Origin of the sequence: Streptomyces sp. NPDC004609, assembly GCF_042873655.1 — a bacterium.
Lineage (GTDB): Bacteria > Actinomycetota > Actinomycetes > Streptomycetales > Streptomycetaceae > Streptomyces.
This window is the reverse complement of record NZ_JBIALS010000005.1, coordinates 1-21,572: the sequence shown is the minus strand read 5'-3', so window position 1 is coordinate 21,572 and position 21,572 is coordinate 1. Positions and strand designations below refer to the sequence as shown.

The following is a 21,572-nucleotide window of genomic DNA, read 5'->3' as shown; positions in this document are numbered from 1 at the left end:
CCGAGCCGGGACCCGGGGTCCGGGTCCGGGGCCCGGGCCGGTCGCTCCCGGATCCCCACCGCTTCTAACGCTCCCCGCGCCCGTCCGTTGCGCACCGGACCCGACCGACGCTCCGACGGATGCCCGGGGCGGCCCGTCCTCCGGTATCCGCTTTGCCCTCCGGCCTGCGTGCCTAGTACCGTGGGCAGCGATTGGTGACACCCCGCGTGACTGTGTCATCATCTGCACACCACTCGCGCCCGCGCGAGCGTGCTGGAGGCGTCGCCTAGTCCGGTCTATGGCGCCGCACTGCTAATGCGGTTTGGGTCTTAAAGCCCATCGAGGGTTCAAATCCCTCCGCCTCCGCCATCCACATCACAGGAGCCCCGGCCACGCGGCCGGGGCTCTTGCGTTGCCCCGACCGACCGCTCCCACTCCCGCCGGCCCCCCACCGTCCACCCTGACGCGACCTGCGGCTTCCCGACCCGCCCACGACCCCCTCCAGAGGACGTTTTCGCAGTTCGGAAGGGGTGCGCCTAATGGATTTCACCTGGCGGCGCGGGTCATGTAATGTTGTTCCCGCAACGCCGACCGGGGGGTAAGCCCCTGGGAAGCCGAGCACTCGTAGCTTAACGGATAGAGCATCTGACTACGGATCAGAAGGTTGCAGGTTCGAATCCTGCCGAGTGCACAGCACGTCAGAGGCCCTGTGGATCACTCCACAGGGCCTCTGGTTTTTGCTTTGACGGCAGTGTTTGACGGCAACCGCCCCGGCGGGGGATTCAGGTGGCTATCAGGGCACCGGCCGTGCCATCGTCATCGTCCTGCCCGTTGCCGTCACCCCGTAGAGCGTCGCCTACGCGGTCGAAGGCCGAGCGCTGCGAGTCGAGACGGACGAAGGTGTAGATGTCCATGGTCACCCGGATCGAGCTGTGGCCGAGGACTTCCATGATCATGCGGGCGTCCGCCCCCTGCTCGTGGAGCAGCGACGCGCAGGTGTGGCGCAGGTCGTGAAAGCGGACCTTGCGGATGCCGGCGCGGGCGCACAGCGTCTCGAAGGAGCGGTTCAGGTTGCGCGGCTCGATGGGCGTCCCGTTCTTCGTGGTGAAGACCAGGCCGTGTGCTGCTCCCTGCCAGCGATCACCAGCCGCCTTCCTGTCCGCGATTTGCTGGGCACGCTGAGCGCGGAGCGCGGTTACGCACTCGCTGGGCAGGGCCACCCGCCGGGCGGAGCGCTGCGTCTTCGGAGCGACGATCAGCAGCTCTCCCCCGACGCGCTGGAGCGCCTGGCGGACGGTGAGGACGCCCTCATAGAGGTCCAGGTCCGACCAGCGCAGCCCCAGCAGCTCACCGCGCCGCAGGCCGATGCGGACCGCCAGCTCGTAAGCGGCCCACAGCCGGTTGTCCCGAGCAGCCGCCAGGAGCCGACGCCCCTCCGCCGAGGACAGTGGTTCGATCTCGCGCTGGGTTCCCATGCTCAGCTCCACGTTCCGGGCCACGTTGCGCGGTAGTTCGTCTTCACGTACGGCGTGCTGGAGTGCTGCGCGCAGGAGCACCAAGAGGAAACGCACGGTCCGGTCCGAAGGCAGCTTCTTGCAGCACTGCCCGAGGGCGCAGCACCGCCGCTTGCTTTCGGGCCGGGCCTTGTCCTTGCCTTGTGCGCAGCACTGGCAGGTGGCCGCCGTCCTGACGAGGAAGGCACGGATGTCGCGCGCCGTCAGACGGGTGATCTTCTTCTTGCCGAACTCGGCGGTGATGTAGTTCCGCACCAGCGATTCGTAGTTCACGTACGTGGTCTTCCGGACCTTGGGACGGGCGACGTTGACCAGCCAGTAAGCCAGAAATTCGGACAGAGTCATCTTGCTGGTGGCCACGGGGAGACCGCTTTGTGAGTCCGCCTTGAGCTTGGTCAGCTTCTCGTGAGCGTCGTCCCAGGTCTTGCCGTAGACGCTCCGCCGCTTGAAAGTGCCGTCAGTGGCGAGTACGTAGGCCGTCCCTTCCCAGCGGCCGTCACGTCGCAAGTAGATGGTGCCTTGGCCGTTCGCGTTCTTCTTCGCCATCACGCGGCTTCCTGTTCGGTGCGGAGGGATATGTAGTCGCGCAAGGCCGACTCGCTGACACGACGGCAGCGGCCGATCTTGAAAGAGAGGAGTTCGCGGGAGCGGATCAGGTCGTAGACCTTCCAGCGGCTGATCCCAAGACGACTGGCCACCTGGTCGACGTTGAGCACGGTCACAGCCACACCTCCCCTTCGGTCTTGGCGCGTTCGGCGTGGGCGATGTCGTGGCGGGTCTGGTTGGCGAGGAGTTCTTCGCCGGGGCGGTAGCCGGAGGCGAGGTAGGTCCAGTACGACTCGGTGACGAGGTCGGTGTGTTCGTCGAGGGCGGGTTGGCCGGCCCGTGCGCGGGCCCGTTCGGCTTGGGCGATGCGCCAGGCGCGCCGTACGTCGCGAAGGGCCCCGAGGGTGGTGGAGTAGGCACGGGACTTGCTGGAGAAGTGGCCGCGGAAGCCGAGCATGTGGGCCCACTTCCAGAGCTTGAGATGGGCGAACTCGGGCAGGTGGCCCAGCGCCCAGGCGGTGCGGATCATCTGCCGTACGTGCTGCTGGACGCGGAGGTCTGCCAGCCGTTCGGCCTGTCCGGTGCCGTCGCAGTCGGCGCACAGGTCCCGGAAGGTGTCGGGCCCGCGTACGTAGCCGCGTCCGCGGCACGGGCGGCATATCAGGGTGCGGTCGACGGTGCCGCAGCCCTCTGCGCTCTTGGTGGCGTACTTGGCGACGTAGGCGGCGACTTTCCGGTCGGTGAGTTCACCGTGGCCGAGAGCGGTGATCTCGCGTACGTCGATGCGTTCGCCCCAGGTGATCTCGCGTTCGCCGACCGCGTCCGACTCGACCCTCAGAGCGGTCAGCCGGGCAGCAGCGTGCACGGCGTGGCTGAGGGCGTCGACGGTGGCCCAGGCCGGTGGGCGGGTGGTGTGGCCGTCCGGTCCGTCGAAGCGGATCACGGCGTGGAAGTGGACCAGGCCCCGCTTTTGATACTCGGCGACCTTGGCGAAGGAGACGCGTACGGCGCTGTTCAGCGACTTCTGTGTCATGCCGAGATGGGCGGCAAGTGCGCGGCGCAGGTAGATGGTGAAGCGGGCCCACAGCGCTCCGGCGTGCGCGTTCCACAGGACCGCCCCGGTGTAGTCGTAGGTGGCCGGGTTCAAGGGGGTGCCGAGTGCGGGGGCATCCTCGGTGTGCCGTTCGCCGCAGGCACAGGGGCGGGGTGTGCCGTCCGGGGTGGTGGGGCGGTTGTGGACCGGGCCGAAGGAGGGCGCGGTGAGGGTCGCGAAGACGCGGGGATGGTCGCGTACGGCTTCGGCGACGTTCTTGCCGCCGGACAGTCCGGCCTTGATCAGGTGGTAGGTGTCGCTGGCGTAGACGCGGGAGCAGGCGGGGCAGCGGGTCGAGCGGCGGTTGCCGCACGCGGTCAGCAGTCGTCCGCTCGGTTCGTCCTCGGAGCGGTAGGAACGGACGACCGTGCCGGTGGCCTTGTCGGTGGTGACGGTCCAGCCGCGCAGGTTGACGGGACTGGTGCAGCCGCGCAGGTGGCGGACTTGGTCGGTGACGCGGTCGAAGTCGTCGAGGTTGGCCAGGGCGAGCAGGTCCCGTACGGCGGGGCTGATCACATGACTGAGGTCCACGGGGCGAGCCATGGGAGGCGGAGAGTCCCTTCTGTGGAGGTCCGGGCCGTGCGGGCAGCAGCCGAGTGCGTGCGGTTGCTGCCCGCGGGCATGGCGAACCGGGCCCGGATGGGAGCGAGAGGTGGTGGATGCCGGAGAGGCCGGCGGGAGGAACGGGCCTACAAGGCGGAGTGGAGGGCGGTTGCCATGGGCAGGCCGACGCCGAGCCGTACCTTGAGCTGGGCCGCTGAGATGGCCGTGCCGTGCTCGGCTTCATGGGCCCGAGCGAGGGAGCGCGCTTCGGCGAGCAGGGGCTCAGGCGGCTTCACGGCCGGAACGATGGAGGACACCGGGAGGGGCTTCGCCGGGAGCGGCGCGGCGGTGTTCTGCACGTCCGGGCCGCCGTCGCCACCCGCCACCGGCTGAAGTACGGGCGCCGGAGTGGGCAGCGGGCCGGAGACCGGCGACGCGTCCGGCTGGAGTGCAGGTTCCGCCGCCACGGCGGCCACAGCGCTGAAGTGGCGCAGGAGTTGCGGCCCGACCGTGCCCCAGCCCAGGAGGAGCAGCGGGGCGACCGCGTCCACGGCCGCACGGCCGTAGTGTCCGGCGGCGATCGGTTCGGCCACGTTGAGGGCCAGTGTGAGCAGCCCGGACAGGTGCATGAGCCGGGTCGCGGCCTTCATCTCCCCGGCGGGGACGCCTCGCAGCGAAAGGTAGCGCAGGGCCACGAGGAGGCCGACCACGGACAGGTCCACCATGGGCGCGATCAGCGGGGCGATCGGCTCGGGAACGCCGAGGCGCAGAGCGAGGCTCCACACGTTGCCGAAGGAGAAGACGAAGGCCAGCAGCGCGATGACGATCATCACGGCGGTGACGGTTCGCTGGGTGATCCGGTCTTCTTGCATGGGTAGTTCACCTCCTTTCGAGGCGAGTTGCGGGCAGTTGCCGGGCTCAGTCGGCTTCCGGGCCGTCGATGTCCTTGTGGAGCGGCACAGGAGCCTCTTCGAGTCGCGCGGCCAGGAGGTCGGCCGGATCCCGTGTCAGATGGGCGGTTGACGAGGCGATGACCGCCGCGTCCACATCGGGGACGTACGGGGTGCGGATGCGGGTGAAGCCCGGCTGCGACTGGTGACTCATCGCAGCGACGCCGACATAGGCGGGATCCTGAAGATTGACCGGGTTGGCGTCGGGCCATTCCCGTATCTCCTCGCCCAGGGCGGCGACCGCGGCTTCGGCCGTCTTCTGGGCGAAGCTCAGGCCGACAGGGCACACGTCGCGGATGAAGGTGGGAATCGCGTCCCCGGTGGACTTCTGCGTGGCCAGAACCGTGAGGATGCCGACGGAACGGCCTTTCTTCACCAGGTCCTCAACGAGCCGGGCGTTCTCCGCCGCCAGCGCTGCGAGCTTCTTCGTCTTCGGATCGGAGCCCTTGTGATCACGGAAGTACGTATGCGCCTCATCGATGATCAGCACGACCAGCGGCCAGTCCTCAGACGGACCGACGTCCCACATGCCCTTCACGCCGAGCACCGCGCGGACGCGGGCCGAGCGCATCCGGCGCAGCTCGACCAGTCGCCGGAACATGGCATTGGCCCCCTCCAGGTCGTCGCCGACGAACGCGAACATTCGTCGCGCCCAGTCGGCGTAGTCGCCTTCGTGGGCCGCGGAGACCTTGCCGTCGGCGCACGCGAACTGAACGGCGGGTGAGGGAGCCCAGTCGGACAGCAGCCGGTTGAGGAGCGACGTCTTGCCGAAGCCGGGCAGTCCGGCAACGGTGACTCCGGGCACCTGGGCGAGGGACACCGACACGGGCCGTGCGTACTCGTCCAGTCCGAGGTCCCACCGGGCCGTCTCCTCGGGCACCGCCATCGTGGGGCGGTGTTCCGTCTTGAACTTGAGCGGGTCGAGCCGTACACCGCGGATGACGACCTGACCGGGTCGCTCCTGCGTGACCGCCACCCGTGTGCACCGCCAGGCGTTCGCCAGATGGGGAGCCGCCCTCTGGAACTCCTCCAGGCCCACGCCGGGCAGGCAGCCCACCCGCGCTATCACCCCGTAGAGGTCGTGCTTGACCTTGAGCGCGGGGATGAGGACCCGCGGTTTGAGGGGTTTGTTCCCTGTATCCGATAGGAACGCCAGTACCGGAGGGGTCTTGTCCGTGGCGGACAGCTTGAGCATGGGCGCGAGCCGCTTCCAGCCCCACCGGACACGTACCGCTTGCCGGATGCTCTCCCTGGTCATCGAGTCGGCCAGCGCGTAGCGGATCGTCCACCACACCGACCACACCGTCATCAGGGCGAGGCCCGCCCCCGCCACGAGATGGGTCAGGCCGTACACCTCCTGGATGGTCACTCGTTTCTCCTTCGGTACGTGGATGAAGGCCGCAGGGCCATTGCGAGGGCCGCCCGGTTCTCAAGGGCGGCGATGTGCGGGCGACCGGGCGGGAACAGGGGTCGCGCAGTCCGGCAGAAACGGCAGAACCGGGGCCCGGCTCGGCGCGAGGCATCGGATGGATGCATTCAGCGCCGAACCGGACAGCTCTGCCGCTCAGGCCGCCTTCTTGCCGGGGTCGACCGCAGCCGGGTTGATCAGCTCCAGGGCGGCAGCCCGGTAGGCGATGCCGTCCGAGAGGGAGCCGTTGAAGATCCGCGCCCACGGGGTCGCGAACAGTTCGACCGTTGTCACCGGGAAACCGGGCTTGAGGCCGTCGGGCAGGCCGTTCTCCGGGACGGTGATCTTCAGGGCCTCTGCGCGGTCCTCTTCCATGAAGAAGACCGTCACCGTGAACAGCCGCACACCGGTCTCGCGGTCGGTCGCGAACTGGGTCTTCTCCTGGTCCGCGTACTTCGGGACGGGCAGCGTGCCGACCATGAACGTGGTGGTGGGCAGCAGGCCAACGCGGATACGCGCCATGGGTGTTACGTCCTTCCAGCCGTGCCCCACCCGGATGGTGAGGCGGTCCCCCATTAAACATAGCTGACCTAGCAGAGTCAAGTGAATGAGGTGTGCTAGATGGGAGCTGACATAAGAGAGCTATGTCAGTGGGGTGTGCTAGGGGTGCTAGAAATCGCTACCCTGGGAGCCATGAGCCCCGCCGCCAAGCAGCCCGACCGACGGCCGCCGTACCAGCACGCAGCCGACGAACTCCGGCGCGAGATCAAGGCAGGCCGCTACAAACCGGGCGAGCAACTACCGTCGTACCGGGAGCTCCAGGAACGCTTCGGCGTCGCGAACATGACCGCCCGCAGCGCCCTCAACGTCCTTCGGGACGAAGGGCTCATCTACACCATCCACGGACGCGGCAGCTTCGTCACCGACCACGACACGTCCGCCCCCAGCGGCGACTACACCCCGCCCGCCTGGTACCTCGCAGACAACCGCCCCGACAGCGAGACCACGGAGCAGGGTGTGCCCGACGACGGCGAAACCGCCGGGACCACCCTGGTCGAACTCCTCGCCACCTTGCGGGACGAGATCCGGACCCTCAGCGCCGAGCATCAGCAGCTCCGCCGGGAGGTCGAGGAGCTGAAGGCCCAGCAGCGGCAGACCTGAGCGCCGCCAGCTCCTTGCGCATCGACTCCGTTTCCCGCCGCAGACGCTCGACCATCAACGCCATCTCCCGTACGAGTGATGCGACGTGGTCGGCGTCCTGTGCGGAGATGATGATCGGCTCCTTCTCCGTGTGTCGCGTTTCGTGCTCAGTCACGATTCCCCGTTCTTCTGGTCGTGCCACCGGCCGAGCAGGCTTGGCCGGAACGCAGTCCATCCCTGTGAGGCTGTCTTCACCGCAGGCAGGCTGTACATCCGAATGCCGGGCGGACACTTCTGCCCTTGGCGGTGGCGACACCTTGGCAGCCACATGGGTAAGCCCCGCAAGTCCCTGATCCCAGCAGGTCCCGCCGGTCCCAGGCGGCGGGCGACGATCTTTCCTGCTGGCCCACCAGGCGGGACGTGAAGGCCCCGAAGGGTCAGTGCCGCAGCGACTCCGCCGCCTCGCCGAAGCAGCCCCCGGACAACGAGATCGAGCCCACGGGCACGCGCTCCCCGGTTGCGTCAGCGGAGCTGTTCAGAGTTTCTTTACTGGATCAAGGCGGCCCGCCACGGCGGGCCGCGGGGGGGGGGGGGGGGGGGGGGGGCGCCCCCCCCCCGCCGCCCCGGCCCCCCCCCCCCCCCCCCCCCGCCCCCCCCCCCCCCCCCCCCCGGCCCGCCCCCCGCCCCCCCGCCCCCCCCCCCCCCCCCCCGCCGCTCCATGTCTACGCCACCGCTACGGCGGCCCCGGCCGCTCAGCGCGCAATGCCGTACGAGCGGACGGCAGCTCAAGGAAGACCCCGACCGGCAGCAGCCGCGCCGACAGTCCGGCCAGCGGTGCCGCCCAGCCAGCGGGTCCGCGTTCCACGTGCCCGGCCGACCGCCGTTGTCGCGTGTTCCCCGGCATTGCCCGAGGCCCCGTGGCCGGGGCGGACGGCCTGCGCTGCTTTACCCACCTGTTCGGCTCGGGGCCCGCGTCGGGCAAGACCAGGGGGCCACTCGGACCAATTGCGGGCAGGGGCAAGCCTGCCCGAGTTGCCGGGCAGCGTACGGCCCCCTGGCCATGCCCGACCCCAATCCGGACAGGACACCGGCCAAAGCCGCTCCAGCCGACCGCGATGTCGAGCGCGCCGGCCACGCCCACTTCTCCAAGCGGCACCGCAACTTCGCTTTGCACTCTCCGAGCCCTCCTTGTTCTGAACCACGCTTCTCTACAGGGCTGTTGAGGCCACGGCGCGAACGCAGGCACGACAACAGCCCCGGTACCATCGGCACCAGGGTCCTGAACAGGGACTCTCCGATCGGTCCGCCCCACGTGCTTCCAGGCTCAGGGGCGGGCCGGTCTCAGTTGTTGACGGGACCGGACTTCGACGGTGTCCGGTCCCTTGCCGGGCGGATGAATCAGGGACGCTTCAGCAGGGCCTCAAGCCGTGCCGCGACAGGCGTTGGCCGGTTCGTCGAGCCAGGCGGTTTGCGCTTCCGCGGTGACGGTGAGCCCGAACCGTTCGTAGCCGGGGCGGCCCGAGGCGTCCCACCAGCGCCACGCGGCTTCGACCTCGTCCCACAGCCGTCGTGCACCGGCCTGGCGGACCGTGGCCTCTTTCTCGCCGTCGCGGAACATGACCACGGCCCAGGACCTGTCGGTGAGGCTGTAGAACCAGACGGGCCGCGCACCTTCCCGTTTCTCGGCCACGGAGCGCACGCAGTCGCGGACCCTCAGCCCGACGGCGAAGTGAGACGCGTCGAACCGCCCCGCGCCGAGGTCTTCCTCCGTGATGTCGGTGGACGAGGTGACGGCATCGTCGAACCCGTGCCGCGACACGTACTCGTCGTGCTCGGGCCAGGTCAGATGATGTGCACGCAGCTTCATGAACTCCACGGGCCCCAGAAACCGTCCCGAGGCACTGCGCCCGTGGTCAGCGACCTTCAGTCGTACGTTGGCGTCCAAGTGGCTGTAGTGAGTGCCCCACGGTGCCAGGATCAGCCCACCCGCGCAGGACTGCTCGACCCAGGTGTACGGGATCGATCGCATGCCGCAGGTGGCGATGATCCGGTCGTACGGAGCCCCCGCCGCGTGCCCGAGCAGTCCGTCAGCCGTGATCACCTGCACGGGTAGCCCGAAGCGCCGCAGGAAACCCCGAGCCCGAGCGGCGATGGAAGCGTCCACCTCCACGGTGACCACGTTGAACCGGCCCAGACGATGGGCGAGGAAGGCCGCGTTCCACCCCGTTCCCGTGCCGATCTCCAAGACCCGAGAGGCACCCGTCACCTGGAGATCCCGAAGCATGGAGACCACGACGCTCGGCATCGAAGACGAACTGGTCGGTTCGACGACGGGTGCGTGCTCGTCGCTCTGCTGGTCCCATTGGGTCACGATCGGTACGTCGGCGTTCACGTAGCCGTGCCACACATCCGGCTCATCCAGTCGTGACACCCGGACGCTGGCACCTGTGTCCATGTCGTACGGCCAGATCACATCGGGGAGGAAGGCCGAGCGCGGCACCACGGCGAACGTGGGCACCCACTCCGACGTCAGGTGCTTCGCCGTGAACAGGGCACGTGCCAGGGCGGACCTTCCCCCGTCATAGCGGGTCATGGTCACTGCTCGACCGCACGTGGGCCGCCGTCCGGTGAGGGCGGTACGGGAGGGCCGGGCCACGGCTGGCCGGGCAGCTTGTCCCCCTTGCCGTCCCCGCCGCTTCCACCATTCCTGCCGCCGCCGTTGAACAACACGTTCATGCTGCTGTCTCCTCTGCTCGTCTCGATCCGCTGTCCGTCCGGAGGCCCGTCGCGCGTATCACGGGTACGAGCCCATCCCCAGGCCGGCACCGACGACGAAGCCGCATGAGCTGCTGATCGCGATGATCAGCAACGGACCGGCGAACCGGCATACGGAGTGCCATAAGCACCTCACTGCGCTACCTCCCAGATGTGAACGAAAGCCGCCCCGCACAGCGAGGACACCGGCAAGGGGGGAACCGCATCCGTGCAGTCCGGAGCGCCGCCGGATCACCTTCACGAACGACTTGCGACGGACCCCACGTCTGCCCCGAGTCACGTGAGACCCGAAGGGTCATCAAGCGGGGCGGCGCTTGCCCTGCGCCGTTGGTTTCCGGTCCTTGACGCCCCGAGGCCGCGGTTCCGGGCAGATGGTCCTGCCTGTGGCGGGTGCCCATCGCTTCCCCTCGATGCGGTGGCTCGGCGGACACATCGAGGTAACCGCGAGAAACCGGGATCCGGTATGGGGTCAAGGCTTCCGGGGTGGTCAAAGTGATCAAAGATCATCTGAGTTGGAAACTCTTGGAGGTGGTGGAGCGTCAAGTCTGTTCAGTGGCTGTGACCTTGCTCGTAACGTGGATGCTGCCGAGGTCCGTGCCCGCCGCGGTCGCGGCTAGGTCAAAGTGGTCAAAGATCGTTCAGCGATCCGGGGGTGCATCATGGCGCGCACGCGAAACGACAGACTCGCCGCGCTTCTGGAGGAAGCAGGCTGGTCACGAGCGCAGGCGGCCAGTGCGTACAACCGGGTGGCGCTGGAGAACGACCTCCGTGAACACGCGACCATCGGCCGCTCCCACGTCAGCATGTGGGTCGGCGGCACCCAGCCCTCCGGGCCCTCGCCCGTAATCTTGAGCCAGGCACTGTCCCGTCGTCTCAAGCGTGTCGTCACACTCCAAGAGATCGGATTGGCAGGTCCCACCTCGTTGGCGGAGGGGGCGCTGGAATGGCGCGTCGATCCGCTGATCGCGCTGACTGACTTGGGGAGGTCCGACTTGGACGCGGACAGACGCGCGCTTCTCACCCAGGCCGTGTACTCGACCGCGGCCCTCGCCCTCCCCGACGAGGAGTGGTGGAAGACGATGACGCGTCCGTCCACGGAGCCCACGACAGGGCGGCAGCGTGTCGGGCGGAGCGACGTGGCGACGGTCCAGGAGTTGACCGTGGCGTTCTCGCGCATGGACCAGAGCCGGGGCGGTGGCCACGGCCGCAAGGCTCTGGTGCAGTACCTGCACGCGGACGTCCGGGACTTCCTCCACGGTCGCTTCCCGGACGACCAGGTCAGGCGGGAGATGTTCGCCGCGGCGGCCGAGCTGTCGTACCTGTCCGGCTGGATGGCATTCGACAACGGCGAACAGGCCGTCGCGCAGAAGTACTTCGTCCTGGCCGTGAAGCTCGCGGCCCGAGCCGGAGACGCCCCGCTCTCCGGGCACATTCTCCGTGCCATGGCACACCAGGCGATCGATCTCGGCTTCGCGCGCGAGGGCCTGATGCTCGCCGAGGCTTCGATCCAGGGGGAGCGGTACGCGGCGGCGACGCCCAGGGAACGGGCGCTTCTCGGGGTGATCCACGCCCGCGGCCTGGCCGCGAACGGCAGGAAGCAGGCGGCGACCAAGGCGTTGCTACGGGCCGAGGACGACCTCGCGTCGGCCAGCGAAGGGATCCGGGAGCCGAACCGTACATTCTTCTTCGGCGAGGCATCCCTCGCGCACGAGACCGCCTGCACCCTGCGGGATCTCGGCGACCGGTCCCAGGCGATCCGCGAGTTCCGCCACTCGGTCCGCACCCGCGGTGCCGCGTTCCGGCGCACTCATGCGGTGACACTCGGGTACCTGGGTGCGACGCAGATCGCGGGAGGGGGAGTCGAGGAGGCGTGCGCGACCTGGAGCAGCGTTCTGGACGCGATGGAGGAGGGCATCTACTCCGGCCGTGCCCGCCAAGCGGTTGTCGACATGCGACAGTTGCTGTCGCCCTACCGGCGACGGGGCATCCCTGCCGTCACGGCCCTGGACACCCGGGCCGCCGCGTATCTCACCCAAGTAGATTGACCGCGTCACGCCGAGAGACGAGGGGAAGCGCATGACGCACTCGCTGGAGATCACGCCCATCGGCTTCGTGGTCGGCGGCCGGGCCGAGCCGACGGACGACCACTGGGGCGGCCACGCGATCATCCGCCTCAACCCCGAGTACCCGGTCGAGGTCGTCCAGGGCCTGGAGGAGTTCTCGCACCTGCTGGTCGTCTGGCACTTCCACAAGGCGTCACCCGACGACGTCGCCCTCCACGCCCGCAGCCCGCGCAACAATCCCAGGTGGCCGAGCACGGGCACCTTCGTTCACCGCAACCACCGCCGGCCCAACCAGCTCGCCCAGTCCTTCCCGAGGCTGGTGAAGGTCGAAGGGCTGGACCTCCACGTCGCGGACCTGGACGCCATCGATGGGACCCCGGTCTACGACGTGGCCCCGTACTTCCAGGAGATGGGACCGCGCGGCGAGGTAAAGCAGCCCGCCTGGCCGGGAGAGATGCTCGGGGACTACTGGGACTAGTAGGTCGGATTCACTAGGCTCTGTCGTCCTCGGGTTCGTTCCTTAGGATTTCTATGGTGCCTAGTGGCCATGCGATGCCTGCCTTCCTTCTTCTTCGGCGTGTTCGCGCTTTCCCTCTCTTCAGATAATTTCGGGTGAGTACGAGCATTGTGACGGTAAGCATGAGAGCTAGGAAACCCTTCCACGTTCCCATCTCGCCCTGCTCTGCCAGCCCTCTCAAAGGTTCAGCGAGAGATCCGAGGAATCCCTTTTCCGGAACTTTCTGTGCAATATCTAGAGTTTGATCTACGGCAGGTAGTCCTAGAGTGACTGCAGCAAGCGCTGCAGTCGCAGCCAGCGTATTTGCGCGTCGGGTAGAACGTTGAGAGTCTCCGGTTGAAACCAGCTGCTGAAGTTGGTTGAGGCTTTCTAGAGCATGTCCGTAGAGGCGGTCTGCCTGCAACCCCTGTAGCAGGTATTCAGCTGCATCCCGAGCCGTACCATGGGTGAGTGGGGAGTTTCTGTACTCTCGGAGACCGAAAATTGCATCCTCTTGGAGCGCTTTAATGCTCTTTAGGGTCCCGCGGTTGCTGTTTACTCGTTGGTCAATCATACGAATTTGCCAGTACTGCAGCAGTGCGCATTCGGCGATCAGTACGTGGCTTAGATGGTTGGCATAGTCCTCGACTCCTGGAAATCCAGGCCAGCGAATACTTACGGTATGACTGGCATCCATGTAGACAGAGTGATCGACGGTTAGGGAGGTATCTTGGGGGGCGAGGTCCTCAACGGCACTTCCTCGTTGAGGATGGCGACCTGAGTATCTTGTGACAAATTTTGTCAGATCGTCATGGTGAGTCGCTCGGAAATCTTCCTCTGAATCGCAGCATGTGATCTCCTCCAGGAAGATGGATGGGTGGCAGAACCATGCCCCCGGGAGATCTCTTATTGCGATCTTTGAGATTGCATCTATGTACATCTGGCAGATGTCGGATACTGAAATCGGATCAGAGTAGCAGAATCTGCGCCAGTTGGTCCCGGCGCGCTCGTCGTCTACTGCTGTTCCTGGAGGATTTCTTCGGAATTTTCGTTCCCCCATCGCGGCACGTAGCAGAGATTCTGGCAATTCGGCTGCCGAGATGATATTTGCGCCACCGAATTGCATTTCTTCGAGCTTCTGTGTGGTCACTCTGTCGGGAAAGCGAATTGCGATTGTGATTTGAGTTACGCCGGATTGATGCAATAGTAGTGTGGCGTTTGCGTACATTCCTTCATTGAAGTCTCCCGCCTGCCTTTCCTCGCCTCCGTTCTTAGTTTTCAGCCAGACGGCGATTGGTCGTAGATGCAGGCGAAGGTAGGGTTCTTCGAGTCGGTAAATGCTTGTGTAGGTTTCGCATTCTATTTCGTGCTGGATTGCGTTGACTGCTTGCTCGCTGGCGACGGATGAAGCGATGGAATCGTAGGTTTCTTGTAGTTGCGTAATGACGGAACTGAGGTCCACCGCTGGATTTCTTCTATTGCGCCTGCTTTCAATTCCTCCGCGAAGGCTAGGTGCTAGTCGAAGAAATTTCACAGGATTTTTGATCGCCCAGGATATGATCCTTTCTTCTTGTATTGCTTGGGCAAGTTGTTGTAGTGATTGGATCTTTATCATGAGTCGAGTTAGATCTGAATATCTTGGTGAAAGGCGAACCTCTGGGCCGATTGGAGAACCAACCGTTTCTGCGATTTCTGCGCCAAGGATCCTATTGGCGGCAGAGTGGACGTTGATTCGGCTTGCGCCACCCATGGTGAAAGTGAAATAGCCGATGCTGTGCTCGATTAGTGCGGGATGTTGCGCTCTTTCAGGCATGCTTCAGTCAAGCACGTCGTGCCATATTTTGCTGAGGTTTGTGAGGCTTTCATTCGCTCTCTTGCGCTGCGCGGGGTATCAGGGTCGTTCGAGTCGACTGATTGACGGCAACGTTGACGGCAACGATGGCACACAGCGACTGATCATCGCTCATCTCTACGGCTGGAGCGCGGAGATCGCCAGTCCCCTGCCGGTGCGGTGCCCGATCCTACGGATCAGAAGGTTGCAGGTTCGAATCCTGCCGAGTGCACACAGGTGAGAGGCCCCGGACGAAAGTCCGGGGCCTCTTGCGTTGCGCCGTACAGCAGCGAAGTACAGCAACCGGGTCGACGGTCAGCCGTTCGTGCCGCCCATGGCATCGGACAGCTTGCCGAGCGCGTTCCGTACGGCTTCCTCGCTCGCTTCGGCGTAGACCTCCATCGTCATGGCGATCTGCGAATGGCGGAGGATGCGCTGTGCCACTTCGGGTGCACCTTGAGGGCGACCAGGAGCGAGCTGCACGTGTGCCGGGTGTTCCGCAGCGGGATCACGCGGAGGCCCGCGCGGCGGGCCCGCAGGGCGAACATCCGGGTCAGGCTCCCCGGCTCGATCGGCGTTCCGTACTTGGTCCTGAAGACCAGGCCCCGCGTGTCCTGCCAAAGCTGCCCTGCTGCATTCCGGTCGCCGGTCTGCTGAGCGCGGCGCATCCGGAGGGCCTTGAGGCAGAGTGCGGGCAGCGGCAGGAAGTCGTCCGACTCCTCGGTCTTGGTCTCCCGGTGAAGGATCTGCCGTCCGGCTCGCTGGATCTAGTGGTCCACGTACAGCTCGCCCGTGTCGAAGTCGATGGACTTCCACGTCAGCCCCAGCACCTCACCGCGTCGGAGCCCGAGGCAGAGCACGAGCACCCAGGCAGCGAACAGATGATCGTCGCGGGCCGCGCAGTCTGCGAGGAACCGGCCGGCCTCTGCCGCAGACCACGGCTTGACCCGGCGACGGCGAGGCTTCGGCACCTTCACCAGGGAGGCGACGTTCTTGCCGATCTCCTCCTCGGCGACCGCGTGGGTGAGTGACGCCCGCAGCGCGTCACGGGAGGCTTGGATCACCCGGCGGGAGGGATACGACTCGCAGCACTCGCCGACCGCGCAGCAACGGCGGCGGGCAGCGGCCCGCTTGGCGTCCTTGCCCTGAGCACAGCACTGGCAGAGGGTCGCCAGCTTGGTCAGCCACTCGCGCACGTCCCGGACAGTCAGCTTGTCGACTCGCTTCGCGCCGAGGTGCGGAGTGATGTACAGCCGCACGTACCCCTCGTACGAAACGTAGGAGAGCGGGGCGAGGTTGGGCTTCACGATCGAGTCGAGCCAGTAGGAGAGGAACACGGCGAGCGTCCGGTGCGCGGTGGCGACCGGGCCCTTCTTCGCCTCAGAGTGAAGCTTGATCCACTTGTCGTGGACGTTCTCACGGGTCTTGCCGTAGACATACTTGCGGGCCCTCTTGCCGTCAGGCTTGGTCACCCAGACGTAGGCCGCGTATCCGTTCTTGTACGGGTAGATGGAGCCTTCACCGTTGCCGCGCTTGCCGCTCATGCCGCCCACCCCTCAGCGTCAGCGGCAACGCGCTGGACGTACTCGTCCACCCAGGCCGCAGCCCGGTCGCGGTGGGCCGGATCAGACCCCGGCGAGGGGGCACCGGACGGATCTCCCGGCGGGTGGTCGCCCGGACAGCCAGGACCCGGAGCCGGGACGGAGGCACAGTCAGGCCGCATGCCTCCATCACCGAGCCGTACGAGCCGTGCAGCCGGGCGGTCGATATGAGCAGGCCGACCGTGGACCAGTAGAGGGCGGGATGCCGGGCGCGGGCGTACGCGGCTCCGCCACCGAGAACGGCAACAAGCCCGCCCACCACCAGCAACGTCATCGGGTCGGTCATCAGCCGGTGGCCCCGTGCGCGGCCGGGAAGGCGGCCGGAGTCACGGCGGCGGCCCGGAAGGCGATGCCGTGCCGCTGCTGCCCGTTGAAGACGGACTCCCACGGACGGGCCACCAGCCCAGGAAGCGAGACGGGCGAGCCGAGGATCAGCCCCTCGGTGACCCCGCTCTCCGGCACGGTGACCTTGACCAGCGACGATTCCCCGTCCTCGATGTACACGACGCCGACCGTCATCAGGGCCTCACCGGTGACGGCGTCCTTGGCGATCTCACCGGTCTGCCGGTCGCGGACCTTGGGCTCAGGAGCCTCGGTCAGCAGGATCGTCGCGGCCGAGGTCTCCACACGGATGGTGCGCAAGACAAACTCCCCATCTACTCGTCTAGACAAGATGCGTTGAGCCGTCCCGAACGGGAGGCACGGAGATCACCTTGCCGCACAACTTGCCCACTCGTCTATATGAGTAAGGGAGTTGAGGTGTACGAGTGGAGGAGACAGGGCCTTGCGCACCGCAGCCCGTCGGGCGATCAGGTCGCCGGGAGCTGGTAGTTGAGGACGTAGGCGTCCGCCGCCATCACGGTGTCGCAGACCTCCACGGCCCGGCCCTCGGTGTCGTACGCGGTCCGGATCAGGTGGATCACGGGCACGCCGGATGCGAGCCGGAGGGTCTTCACCTCGGTGGGCGAGGGCATCCGGGCCCTGATCTCCTCCTCGAAGTGGTCGAGGCGGTGGCCGAGTTCTTCGAGGCGGCCGTAGATGCCGCCCGGCCCTGGGTTCGGTTCGGCGATCTGCGTGCCGCGGGCGATGTCGAGGGGGAGGTAGGAGGAGGCGAACTCGACCGGCCGGCCGTCGAGGAGGTACCGGCGGTGGCGGGCGAGCACCCGGCGTACGGAGCCGAGCCGGGCCGAGATGTCCGGGGTCGCCTTCTCCTCCTTGACCTCCAGGCTGTCCACCTGGGGGTGACTGCCGGCCGCGTCGGCCTCCACGATGAACGCGGATTTCCCCTGGTCGCGGTGGCGCCGGGCGAACCGGTCGGAGGCGAGGCGCCGCACGGGCGGCCGGGGACGCACGAACACGCCCCTGCCGTGCTCGGCATGGACCAGGCCCTCGCCCTGGAGGATCGAGAAGGAGTTCCGCACGGTCATCCGGGAGACGCCGTAATGCTCGACCAGCTCGGCTTCGGAGGGCAGTTTCTCCCCCTCCTTGAACCGGCCGCGGTCGATCGCTTCGCGCAGCTGGTCGGCGATCTGCCGGAACACCGCGCGGTCGCTCGTGGGGTCGAGGGCCCCGAGCGCGCCGGAGGGGAGTGAGGGCATGTGCACTCCTTTAGGTATCTAGACGAGTGGACGGGTTTTGTTGCTACGGTGGAAAGCCTAGTCAGCCGAGAGGGCCCGAGGAACGTGAGCACTGACCGCCCGCACTCCGTGAGCGTCGCCGGGGTGATCGTGGACGACCGGGGCCGGGCCCTGCTGATCCAGCGGCGCGACAACGGCCACTGGGAACCCCCGGGCGGAGTCCTCGAACGCGAGGAGACCATCCCCGAGGCACTGCAACGCGAAGTCCTCGAAGAGACCGGCGTCAAGATCGCGCTTCCCGCGACCCTCACCGGCGTCTACAAGAACATGAAGGGCCTCATCGTCTCGCTGGTCTTCCGATGCGAGGCCGCCGACGGCACCCCCGCCACCGGGAGCGAGACCCGCGCACTGCGGTGGGCCACCCGTGAAGAGGTCACCGAACTCGCCGACGAGGCGTACGCGATCCGCGTCCTGGACGCGATGGACACGGCGTCCCCGCCCGCCGTACGTGCCCACGACGGCGTGAAACTCGTCTAGCCCGAACCTGCTGCACATGCGGCCTACCAGCATGGAGGAACTTGTATGCACGAGTATACGAGCAAGGGTCGAGTCTGGGGACTCACTTGCCCAGGCCTGCCCGAAGAGGTCTCCCGCGCCCGCCGCTGGACCCGCGACATCCTCCGCGACTCACCGCTGGCAGAAGACGCCGAGCTGATCGTGAGCGAGCTGAGCGCGAACGCGGTCCTCCACACCGCCAGCGGCCGCAGAGCTCCCGGGGATCCCGGCGGACACGGCAGCTTCCACCTGGCCGTTGCCGTCCTGGCCCGCAGTGTCGCCCTCTCGGTCACCGACGCCGGCACCACCGACAGCGCTCCCACGATCGGCCGCCCCTCCGACGAGTCCGCACACGGCCGGGGACTGGGCATCGTCAACGCGCTCGCCCATCGCGTCGAGATCCGTCACGGGGAGCACGGCCGCACGGTCACCGCCGAACTCTTCACGGGCCCGACCGTCGGAGGCCACCCGTGGTGACGCACCTTGTGGGCTTACTCCCCGCCACCGACCGGACCACCTACGAATGCTGGGCAGCGGCCCGCCCCCGCTATGAACCCGGAGGTGGCCCGCTGGAGTCGATCCCGCTCGGCTCGCTCACGGCGACCACTCCCCGCCTCGCACTGCGCTGGCTCCGCGAACGCACAGCCGCCGTCGCCGACCAGCTCGACACCCCGCACGCACGCCCCGGCCGCCACTGGCTCAACGACGCACGCGAACACGAACGCGCCCTCGGCTCCCTCGCGGCAGGCCACGCCTACCGACTCACACTCCACGACGACCACACCATCTACGTCATCACCGCCACCCCCACCCGCCCGAAGGGCAACCGATGGTGAAACCGACCCCCGGATACTGGTGCGAATGCTGGACCGGCGGGACGGACGGGACGGCCCCGACACGGTTCGCCGCCTTCGACGCCCACTCCGCCGGACAGGCCGTCCGCTGGATCGCCATCGCACTCAACACGATCACCTCGGCACTCGACGACAACTCCGCAGCCCACGCATGGCAATGGCTCTACGAAGGCCGCCACGCCATGGCCGAAGCACTATGCCAGGGCAAGCCCTGCAACGTCTCCTTCACCACCCAGAGAACCCGCATCACCTGGACCGCCCGCCCAGTCCACTTCCTGCCCCTCGCACACCGCCAAGCGGCCCGACTCCCCGCATGCACAGACCAGTTCAGCCCATCAGCGGGGCAGTGAGTTACAACTTTCTCTACGGGTTCAAGGCGCCGCGCAAGCGCGTCGCGCGCGGCCCAGCCCCTCGGGCCGGGCCCGCCGCTCCTGTCTCCGCCCCGCTCCAGCCCCGGCCCGGCCGGCCCGCGCGATCAGCTGCGGGCCGTGGAGGCGGGAAACCCTCTGTGGCTGGGGGTCGGCTCCGCGGCTTTAGGCAGCCACCATGGGGCGAGCCTCCAAGACCGGGGGCCCACTTCGGGCCTTGCGGGCAGGTCCACAGACCGCCCGAGTCGCGCACAGCTTACGGGCCCCCGGCCTCTCGCCCCATGGCAGCTCCCGCCCAAAGCCGCTCCGCCGGCCTCAGCCTATACGGCAGAGACAGCGCAAACTACGGGCGGAACTTTTCGGTTCCGATTACAGGAATAACCCCTTCACCATCAAGGGACTTAAGACTTCCCAGCAGCTTTCCCTGAGCCCAACTATTCCACGACTTCGCGATCAAATTGTAGGACGCGCGGCGCCCGCTGCTAGTGCCGAGCAATACCCGGTCGCGAAAGAATCGATTCCTGAGGACAAGGCGCGGGTCCTTTTGGTCCATATTGGCACCCGAGATCAGACCGCTAGCCCAGTCGTCGATCTTTCCAGCATATTCAGTCCTAGCGGCTTGAGCGAGTACCACAAGATGGGTCGGCTGATTGATTCCCGAAGCCCTGTAAGCAGCAGCAGAAATGGGAGCCATGGTTGTCAGCTCCGGCCATGCTGCGACAGCTTTAAGAATGTCGGAAGTGGCAGCCTTTGTGTCATAGAATCCGTCAAAAAGCGTTACAGGATCCCACATCTTGTACATCTGTCCGATAATTCGTGCGGCGGCGGCCACGATTACCCTGTGAGGGATCTTAAGAAGCTGGGCAGCCTGCCTTCGGTGCCCTGAATCGAGAACGTCAAACGTCTCAGCATCACACGAAGGAATTACGAGCATTTCCACCGAAGCGCCAGAGAGCTTGACACCCATCAGCCGATGCTGACCGTCGAGCAGCATTCCATTTTTATCGAACGCAATTCCTTGGTGCGTCGTCCTCCATGCGCCGTCGGACATAGCTTTCGCGTAGCGCTCATAAACGGTATCGGAGAGGACTCGATTACTTGCCGGGTTACAATGAGTCAGCCAAAGGTCGGCCATTTCTGGAGTGATGATCATATACTGGGGGCCAATTGGCATGGCCGGGAGGTCAAGCATGTTGCGCCTTGCGATCCCTTCGCGTGGGGCCGGACCACGGATGATACAGGCTTGATAGCGCGAAGAAGGCATGTTTCGCCTGACAAAGCGCAGTAAACGTAAAGCCGACACCTAACCCAAACGCCTGAATGGTCACCAATGGCCAAAAGTAGTAACCTACTTCGCCTTTCATGGCAACAGCCGTACGCCCGATAGCGTCCACTAAAATTCGATATGAGCACCAATGAACCGAATGTGCCAGAGCTAGGGACCGGAAGTGACGGGATAGGTCGAGCGGGAAGCTCGGAACGGTCGGGCCCCAGCCTTTTCAAAGGACGAGTTCGCTTGCCTGGGCAATATCGGATGCCAGCGAGGTCGGCCCCGACATCCGTCTCAGTTTCCGTCTCATTCAGCGCCGTTCACGTCCGTTCAGATGGGACCGAACGGCGTAGGCACTCCCACAACCGGACCCACTTGAACCCGGGTGGACAGTCCCGGACGCGCTCTTGGGCCTGTCGAACGCCGGTGCACGCAACCAGCGTGCCGCCGTCTTCGTCGAGGAACAGCATGAAGACCCACGATCCGTCGGCAGTCCTGATCTGGCCCAGTCGAACCGATCGGCCGTGCAGGTCGAGGCGTTGCACGGCCTGCGCCAAGCCGGAAGTCTCGATGCCCCTCCGCAGGGTGTGGCGGAGTCGGCGCCCGTAGATCTTCGCGAGCGAATCGGCTGACGCCGTTCCGTCCCAGACGATGTGAGAGGCGCCGGCGCGGAGAGCGGACAGGGCGGCCGACGATGTCCCGTCGCCACCGCTCAGCAGCCGTTCGAGCTGTTCCCGCTCCATGGCCTCACCCCTGGTCGGGATCCTGCTGTACAGCAGCGAAGTACAGCAACCCCAGCGCCCAGCAGTGTCCGAGGTCACCCCTCATGGCCCTCCCCACAGTCGGTACGACCTCGAATGACCGATCCGGCTAGAGCTACGGATCAGAAGGTTGCAGGTTCGAATCCTGCCGAGGGGCCTTGACCCCGAATCCTGAACACACGAGAAACTGGATCCTGAGGATCTGAGAACGGACATCTCGTGGTCATGAAGAACTACCCGCCGGAGTT

At 66.4% G+C, this 21,572-nt stretch carries 20 protein-coding genes, 2 tRNA genes and 2 pseudogenes; 9 read left to right on the top strand and 15 right to left on the bottom strand.

All coding sequences use genetic code 11. From position 1 onward, the window contains the following. Positions 1–254 precede the first annotated feature (254 nt). Positions 255–348: transfer RNA gene (locus tag ACFYT4_RS06320), tRNA-Ser, on the top strand. Between the two features lie 249 nt (positions 349–597). After that, positions 598–670 (top strand) — tRNA-Arg (locus tag ACFYT4_RS06315). Between the two features lie 91 nt (positions 671–761). Here the strand turns inward: ACFYT4_RS06315 and ACFYT4_RS06310 are convergent. The 6 genes from ACFYT4_RS06310 to ACFYT4_RS06285 all read right to left on the bottom strand — a co-directional run bounded on the left by ACFYT4_RS06310 (position 762) and on the right by ACFYT4_RS06285 (position 6,555). Further along, the gene (locus tag ACFYT4_RS06310) at positions 762–2,039 is read right to left on the bottom strand and encodes a tyrosine-type recombinase/integrase (RefSeq protein WP_389265829.1); all 1,278 of its coding nucleotides are present in this window, start codon (positions 2,037–2,039) and stop codon (positions 762–764) included. Further along, positions 2,039–2,215, bottom strand: coding sequence for a helix-turn-helix domain-containing protein (locus tag ACFYT4_RS06305; RefSeq protein WP_389265827.1), 177 nt, complete (start codon positions 2,213–2,215; stop codon positions 2,039–2,041). The genes ACFYT4_RS06310 and ACFYT4_RS06305 overlap by 1 nt, the downstream gene beginning before the upstream one ends. Beyond that, positions 2,212–3,675 (bottom strand): replication initiator, encoded by a 1,464-nt coding sequence (locus ACFYT4_RS06300; RefSeq protein WP_389265825.1) that lies wholly within the window; start codon positions 3,673–3,675, stop codon positions 2,212–2,214. Before ACFYT4_RS06300 ends, ACFYT4_RS06305 begins: the two co-directional genes overlap by 4 nt. A 146-nt stretch (positions 3,676–3,821) precedes the next feature. Continuing rightward, positions 3,822–4,547, bottom strand: coding sequence for a DUF2637 domain-containing protein (locus ACFYT4_RS06295; RefSeq protein WP_389265823.1), 726 nt, complete (start codon positions 4,545–4,547; stop codon positions 3,822–3,824). A 46-nt stretch (positions 4,548–4,593) separates the two neighbouring features. Then, on the bottom strand, positions 4,594–5,994 hold the full coding sequence (locus ACFYT4_RS06290; protein ID WP_389265821.1) for a cell division protein FtsK: 1,401 nt from the start codon (positions 5,992–5,994) through the stop codon (positions 4,594–4,596). Positions 5,995–6,189: 195 nt separating this feature from the next. Continuing rightward, positions 6,190–6,555, bottom strand: a complete 366-nt coding sequence (locus ACFYT4_RS06285; protein ID WP_389265819.1) for a hypothetical protein — start codon at positions 6,553–6,555, stop codon at positions 6,190–6,192. A gap of 171 nt (positions 6,556–6,726) precedes the next feature. Between ACFYT4_RS06285 and ACFYT4_RS06280 the strand changes: the two genes are divergently transcribed. After that, a complete protein-coding gene (locus ACFYT4_RS06280) occupies positions 6,727–7,194 on the top strand; it encodes a GntR family transcriptional regulator (RefSeq protein WP_389265817.1) in 468 nt (155 codons plus the stop codon). Positions 7,195–8,593: 1,399 nt separating this feature from the next. On the opposite strand, the gene ACFYT4_RS06275 is transcribed toward ACFYT4_RS06280, so the two are convergent. Further along, on the bottom strand, positions 8,594–9,766 hold the full coding sequence (locus ACFYT4_RS06275; protein WP_389265815.1) for a methyltransferase domain-containing protein: 1,173 nt from the start codon (positions 9,764–9,766) through the stop codon (positions 8,594–8,596). 2 nt (positions 9,767–9,768) lie between these two features. Then, positions 9,769–9,909, bottom strand: a complete 141-nt coding sequence (locus ACFYT4_RS06270; RefSeq protein WP_389265813.1) for a hypothetical protein — start codon at positions 9,907–9,909, stop codon at positions 9,769–9,771. Between the two features lie 698 nt (positions 9,910–10,607). On the opposite strand from ACFYT4_RS06270, the gene ACFYT4_RS06265 reads away from it, so the two are divergent. Both ACFYT4_RS06265 and ACFYT4_RS06260 read left to right on the top strand, forming a co-directional pair. Continuing rightward, positions 10,608–11,993, top strand: coding sequence for a Tat pathway signal protein (locus ACFYT4_RS06265; RefSeq protein ID WP_389265811.1), 1,386 nt, complete (start codon positions 10,608–10,610; stop codon positions 11,991–11,993). Positions 11,994–12,024: 31 nt separating this feature from the next. Next, positions 12,025–12,489, top strand: a complete 465-nt coding sequence (locus ACFYT4_RS06260) for an SAM-dependent methyltransferase (RefSeq protein WP_389265809.1) — start codon at positions 12,025–12,027, stop codon at positions 12,487–12,489. Positions 12,490–12,502: 13 nt separating this feature from the next. Here ACFYT4_RS06260 and ACFYT4_RS06255 read toward each other — a convergent pair whose 3' ends face one another. The 5 genes and pseudogenes from ACFYT4_RS06255 to ACFYT4_RS06235 form a co-directional block, all read right to left on the bottom strand. Then, positions 12,503–14,122 carry a hypothetical protein gene (locus tag ACFYT4_RS06255; RefSeq protein ID WP_389265807.1) on the bottom strand — a complete coding sequence of 540 codons (1,620 nt, stop codon included), beginning with the start codon at positions 14,120–14,122 and terminating at the stop codon, positions 12,503–12,505. Positions 14,123–14,653: 531 nt separating this feature from the next. Beyond that, positions 14,654–15,891: pseudogene (gene xerC, locus ACFYT4_RS06250) on the bottom strand (tyrosine recombinase XerC). A gap of 46 nt (positions 15,892–15,937) precedes the next feature. Further along, a pseudogene (locus tag ACFYT4_RS06245) lies at positions 15,938–16,225 on the bottom strand (conjugal transfer protein TraS); the annotation flags it as partial. Continuing rightward, on the bottom strand, positions 16,225–16,581 hold the full coding sequence (locus tag ACFYT4_RS06240; RefSeq protein ID WP_389265805.1) for a hypothetical protein: 357 nt from the start codon (positions 16,579–16,581) through the stop codon (positions 16,225–16,227). The pseudogene ACFYT4_RS06245 and the gene ACFYT4_RS06240, both read right to left, overlap by 1 nt. Before the next feature lie 167 nt (positions 16,582–16,748). Next, on the bottom strand, positions 16,749–17,537 hold the full coding sequence (locus tag ACFYT4_RS06235) for a GntR family transcriptional regulator (RefSeq protein WP_389265803.1): 789 nt from the start codon (positions 17,535–17,537) through the stop codon (positions 16,749–16,751). Positions 17,538–17,645: 108 nt separating this feature from the next. Between ACFYT4_RS06235 and ACFYT4_RS06230 the strand changes: the two genes are divergently transcribed. From ACFYT4_RS06230 to ACFYT4_RS06215, 4 genes are read left to right on the top strand one after another with little or no spacing between them, the layout of a single operon-like run. Then, positions 17,646–18,053 carry an NUDIX hydrolase gene (locus ACFYT4_RS06230; protein WP_389266254.1) on the top strand — a complete coding sequence of 136 codons (408 nt, stop codon included), beginning with the start codon at positions 17,646–17,648 and terminating at the stop codon, positions 18,051–18,053. Between the two features lie 45 nt (positions 18,054–18,098). Beyond that, on the top strand, positions 18,099–18,548 hold the full coding sequence (locus ACFYT4_RS06225; RefSeq protein WP_389265801.1) for an ATP-binding protein: 450 nt from the start codon (positions 18,099–18,101) through the stop codon (positions 18,546–18,548). Further along, positions 18,542–18,907 (top strand): hypothetical protein, encoded by a 366-nt coding sequence (locus tag ACFYT4_RS06220; protein ID WP_389265799.1) that lies wholly within the window; start codon positions 18,542–18,544, stop codon positions 18,905–18,907. The genes ACFYT4_RS06225 and ACFYT4_RS06220 overlap by 7 nt, the downstream gene beginning before the upstream one ends. Then, positions 18,901–19,275, top strand: a complete 375-nt coding sequence (locus tag ACFYT4_RS06215) for a hypothetical protein (protein WP_389265797.1) — start codon at positions 18,901–18,903, stop codon at positions 19,273–19,275. The genes ACFYT4_RS06220 and ACFYT4_RS06215 overlap by 7 nt, the downstream gene beginning before the upstream one ends. A 361-nt stretch (positions 19,276–19,636) precedes the next feature. Here ACFYT4_RS06215 and ACFYT4_RS06210 read toward each other — a convergent pair whose 3' ends face one another. Continuing rightward, positions 19,637–20,485: a hypothetical protein gene (locus ACFYT4_RS06210; RefSeq protein WP_389265795.1), complete on the bottom strand. Its 849-nt coding sequence runs from the start codon at positions 20,483–20,485 to the stop codon at positions 19,637–19,639. Between the two features lie 398 nt (positions 20,486–20,883). Continuing rightward, complete coding sequence (locus ACFYT4_RS06205; protein ID WP_389265793.1) at positions 20,884–21,306, bottom strand: hypothetical protein; 423 nt, start codon at positions 21,304–21,306, stop codon at positions 20,884–20,886. Positions 21,307–21,572: the final 266 nt, after the last annotated feature.

Coding starts and splice junctions, on each gene's coding strand:
- ACFYT4_RS06215 (WP_389265797.1), top strand. CDS start 18,901: ATGGTGAAACCGACCCCCGGATACTGGTGCGAATGCTGGACCGGCGGG.
- ACFYT4_RS06295 (WP_389265823.1), bottom strand. CDS start 4,547: ATGCAAGAAGACCGGATCACCCAGCGAACCGTCACCGCCGTGATGATC.
- ACFYT4_RS06255 (WP_389265807.1), bottom strand. CDS start 14,122: ATGATAAAGATCCAATCACTACAACAACTTGCCCAAGCAATACAAGAA.
- ACFYT4_RS06260 (WP_389265809.1), top strand. CDS start 12,025: ATGACGCACTCGCTGGAGATCACGCCCATCGGCTTCGTGGTCGGCGGC.
- ACFYT4_RS06285 (WP_389265819.1), bottom strand. CDS start 6,555: ATGGCGCGTATCCGCGTTGGCCTGCTGCCCACCACCACGTTCATGGTC.
- ACFYT4_RS06310 (WP_389265829.1), bottom strand. CDS start 2,039: ATGGCGAAGAAGAACGCGAACGGCCAAGGCACCATCTACTTGCGACGT.
- ACFYT4_RS06225 (WP_389265801.1), top strand. CDS start 18,099: ATGCACGAGTATACGAGCAAGGGTCGAGTCTGGGGACTCACTTGCCCA.
- ACFYT4_RS06265 (WP_389265811.1), top strand. CDS start 10,608: ATGGCGCGCACGCGAAACGACAGACTCGCCGCGCTTCTGGAGGAAGCA.
- ACFYT4_RS06280 (WP_389265817.1), top strand. CDS start 6,727: ATGAGCCCCGCCGCCAAGCAGCCCGACCGACGGCCGCCGTACCAGCAC.
- ACFYT4_RS06300 (WP_389265825.1), bottom strand. CDS start 3,675: ATGGCTCGCCCCGTGGACCTCAGTCATGTGATCAGCCCCGCCGTACGG.
- ACFYT4_RS06210 (WP_389265795.1), bottom strand. CDS start 20,485: ATGCTTGACCTCCCGGCCATGCCAATTGGCCCCCAGTATATGATCATC.
- ACFYT4_RS06235 (WP_389265803.1), bottom strand. CDS start 17,537: ATGCCCTCACTCCCCTCCGGCGCGCTCGGGGCCCTCGACCCCACGAGC.
- ACFYT4_RS06270 (WP_389265813.1), bottom strand. CDS start 9,909: ATGAACGTGTTGTTCAACGGCGGCGGCAGGAATGGTGGAAGCGGCGGG.
- ACFYT4_RS06205 (WP_389265793.1), bottom strand. CDS start 21,306: ATGGAGCGGGAACAGCTCGAACGGCTGCTGAGCGGTGGCGACGGGACA.
- ACFYT4_RS06275 (WP_389265815.1), bottom strand. CDS start 9,766: ATGACCCGCTATGACGGGGGAAGGTCCGCCCTGGCACGTGCCCTGTTC.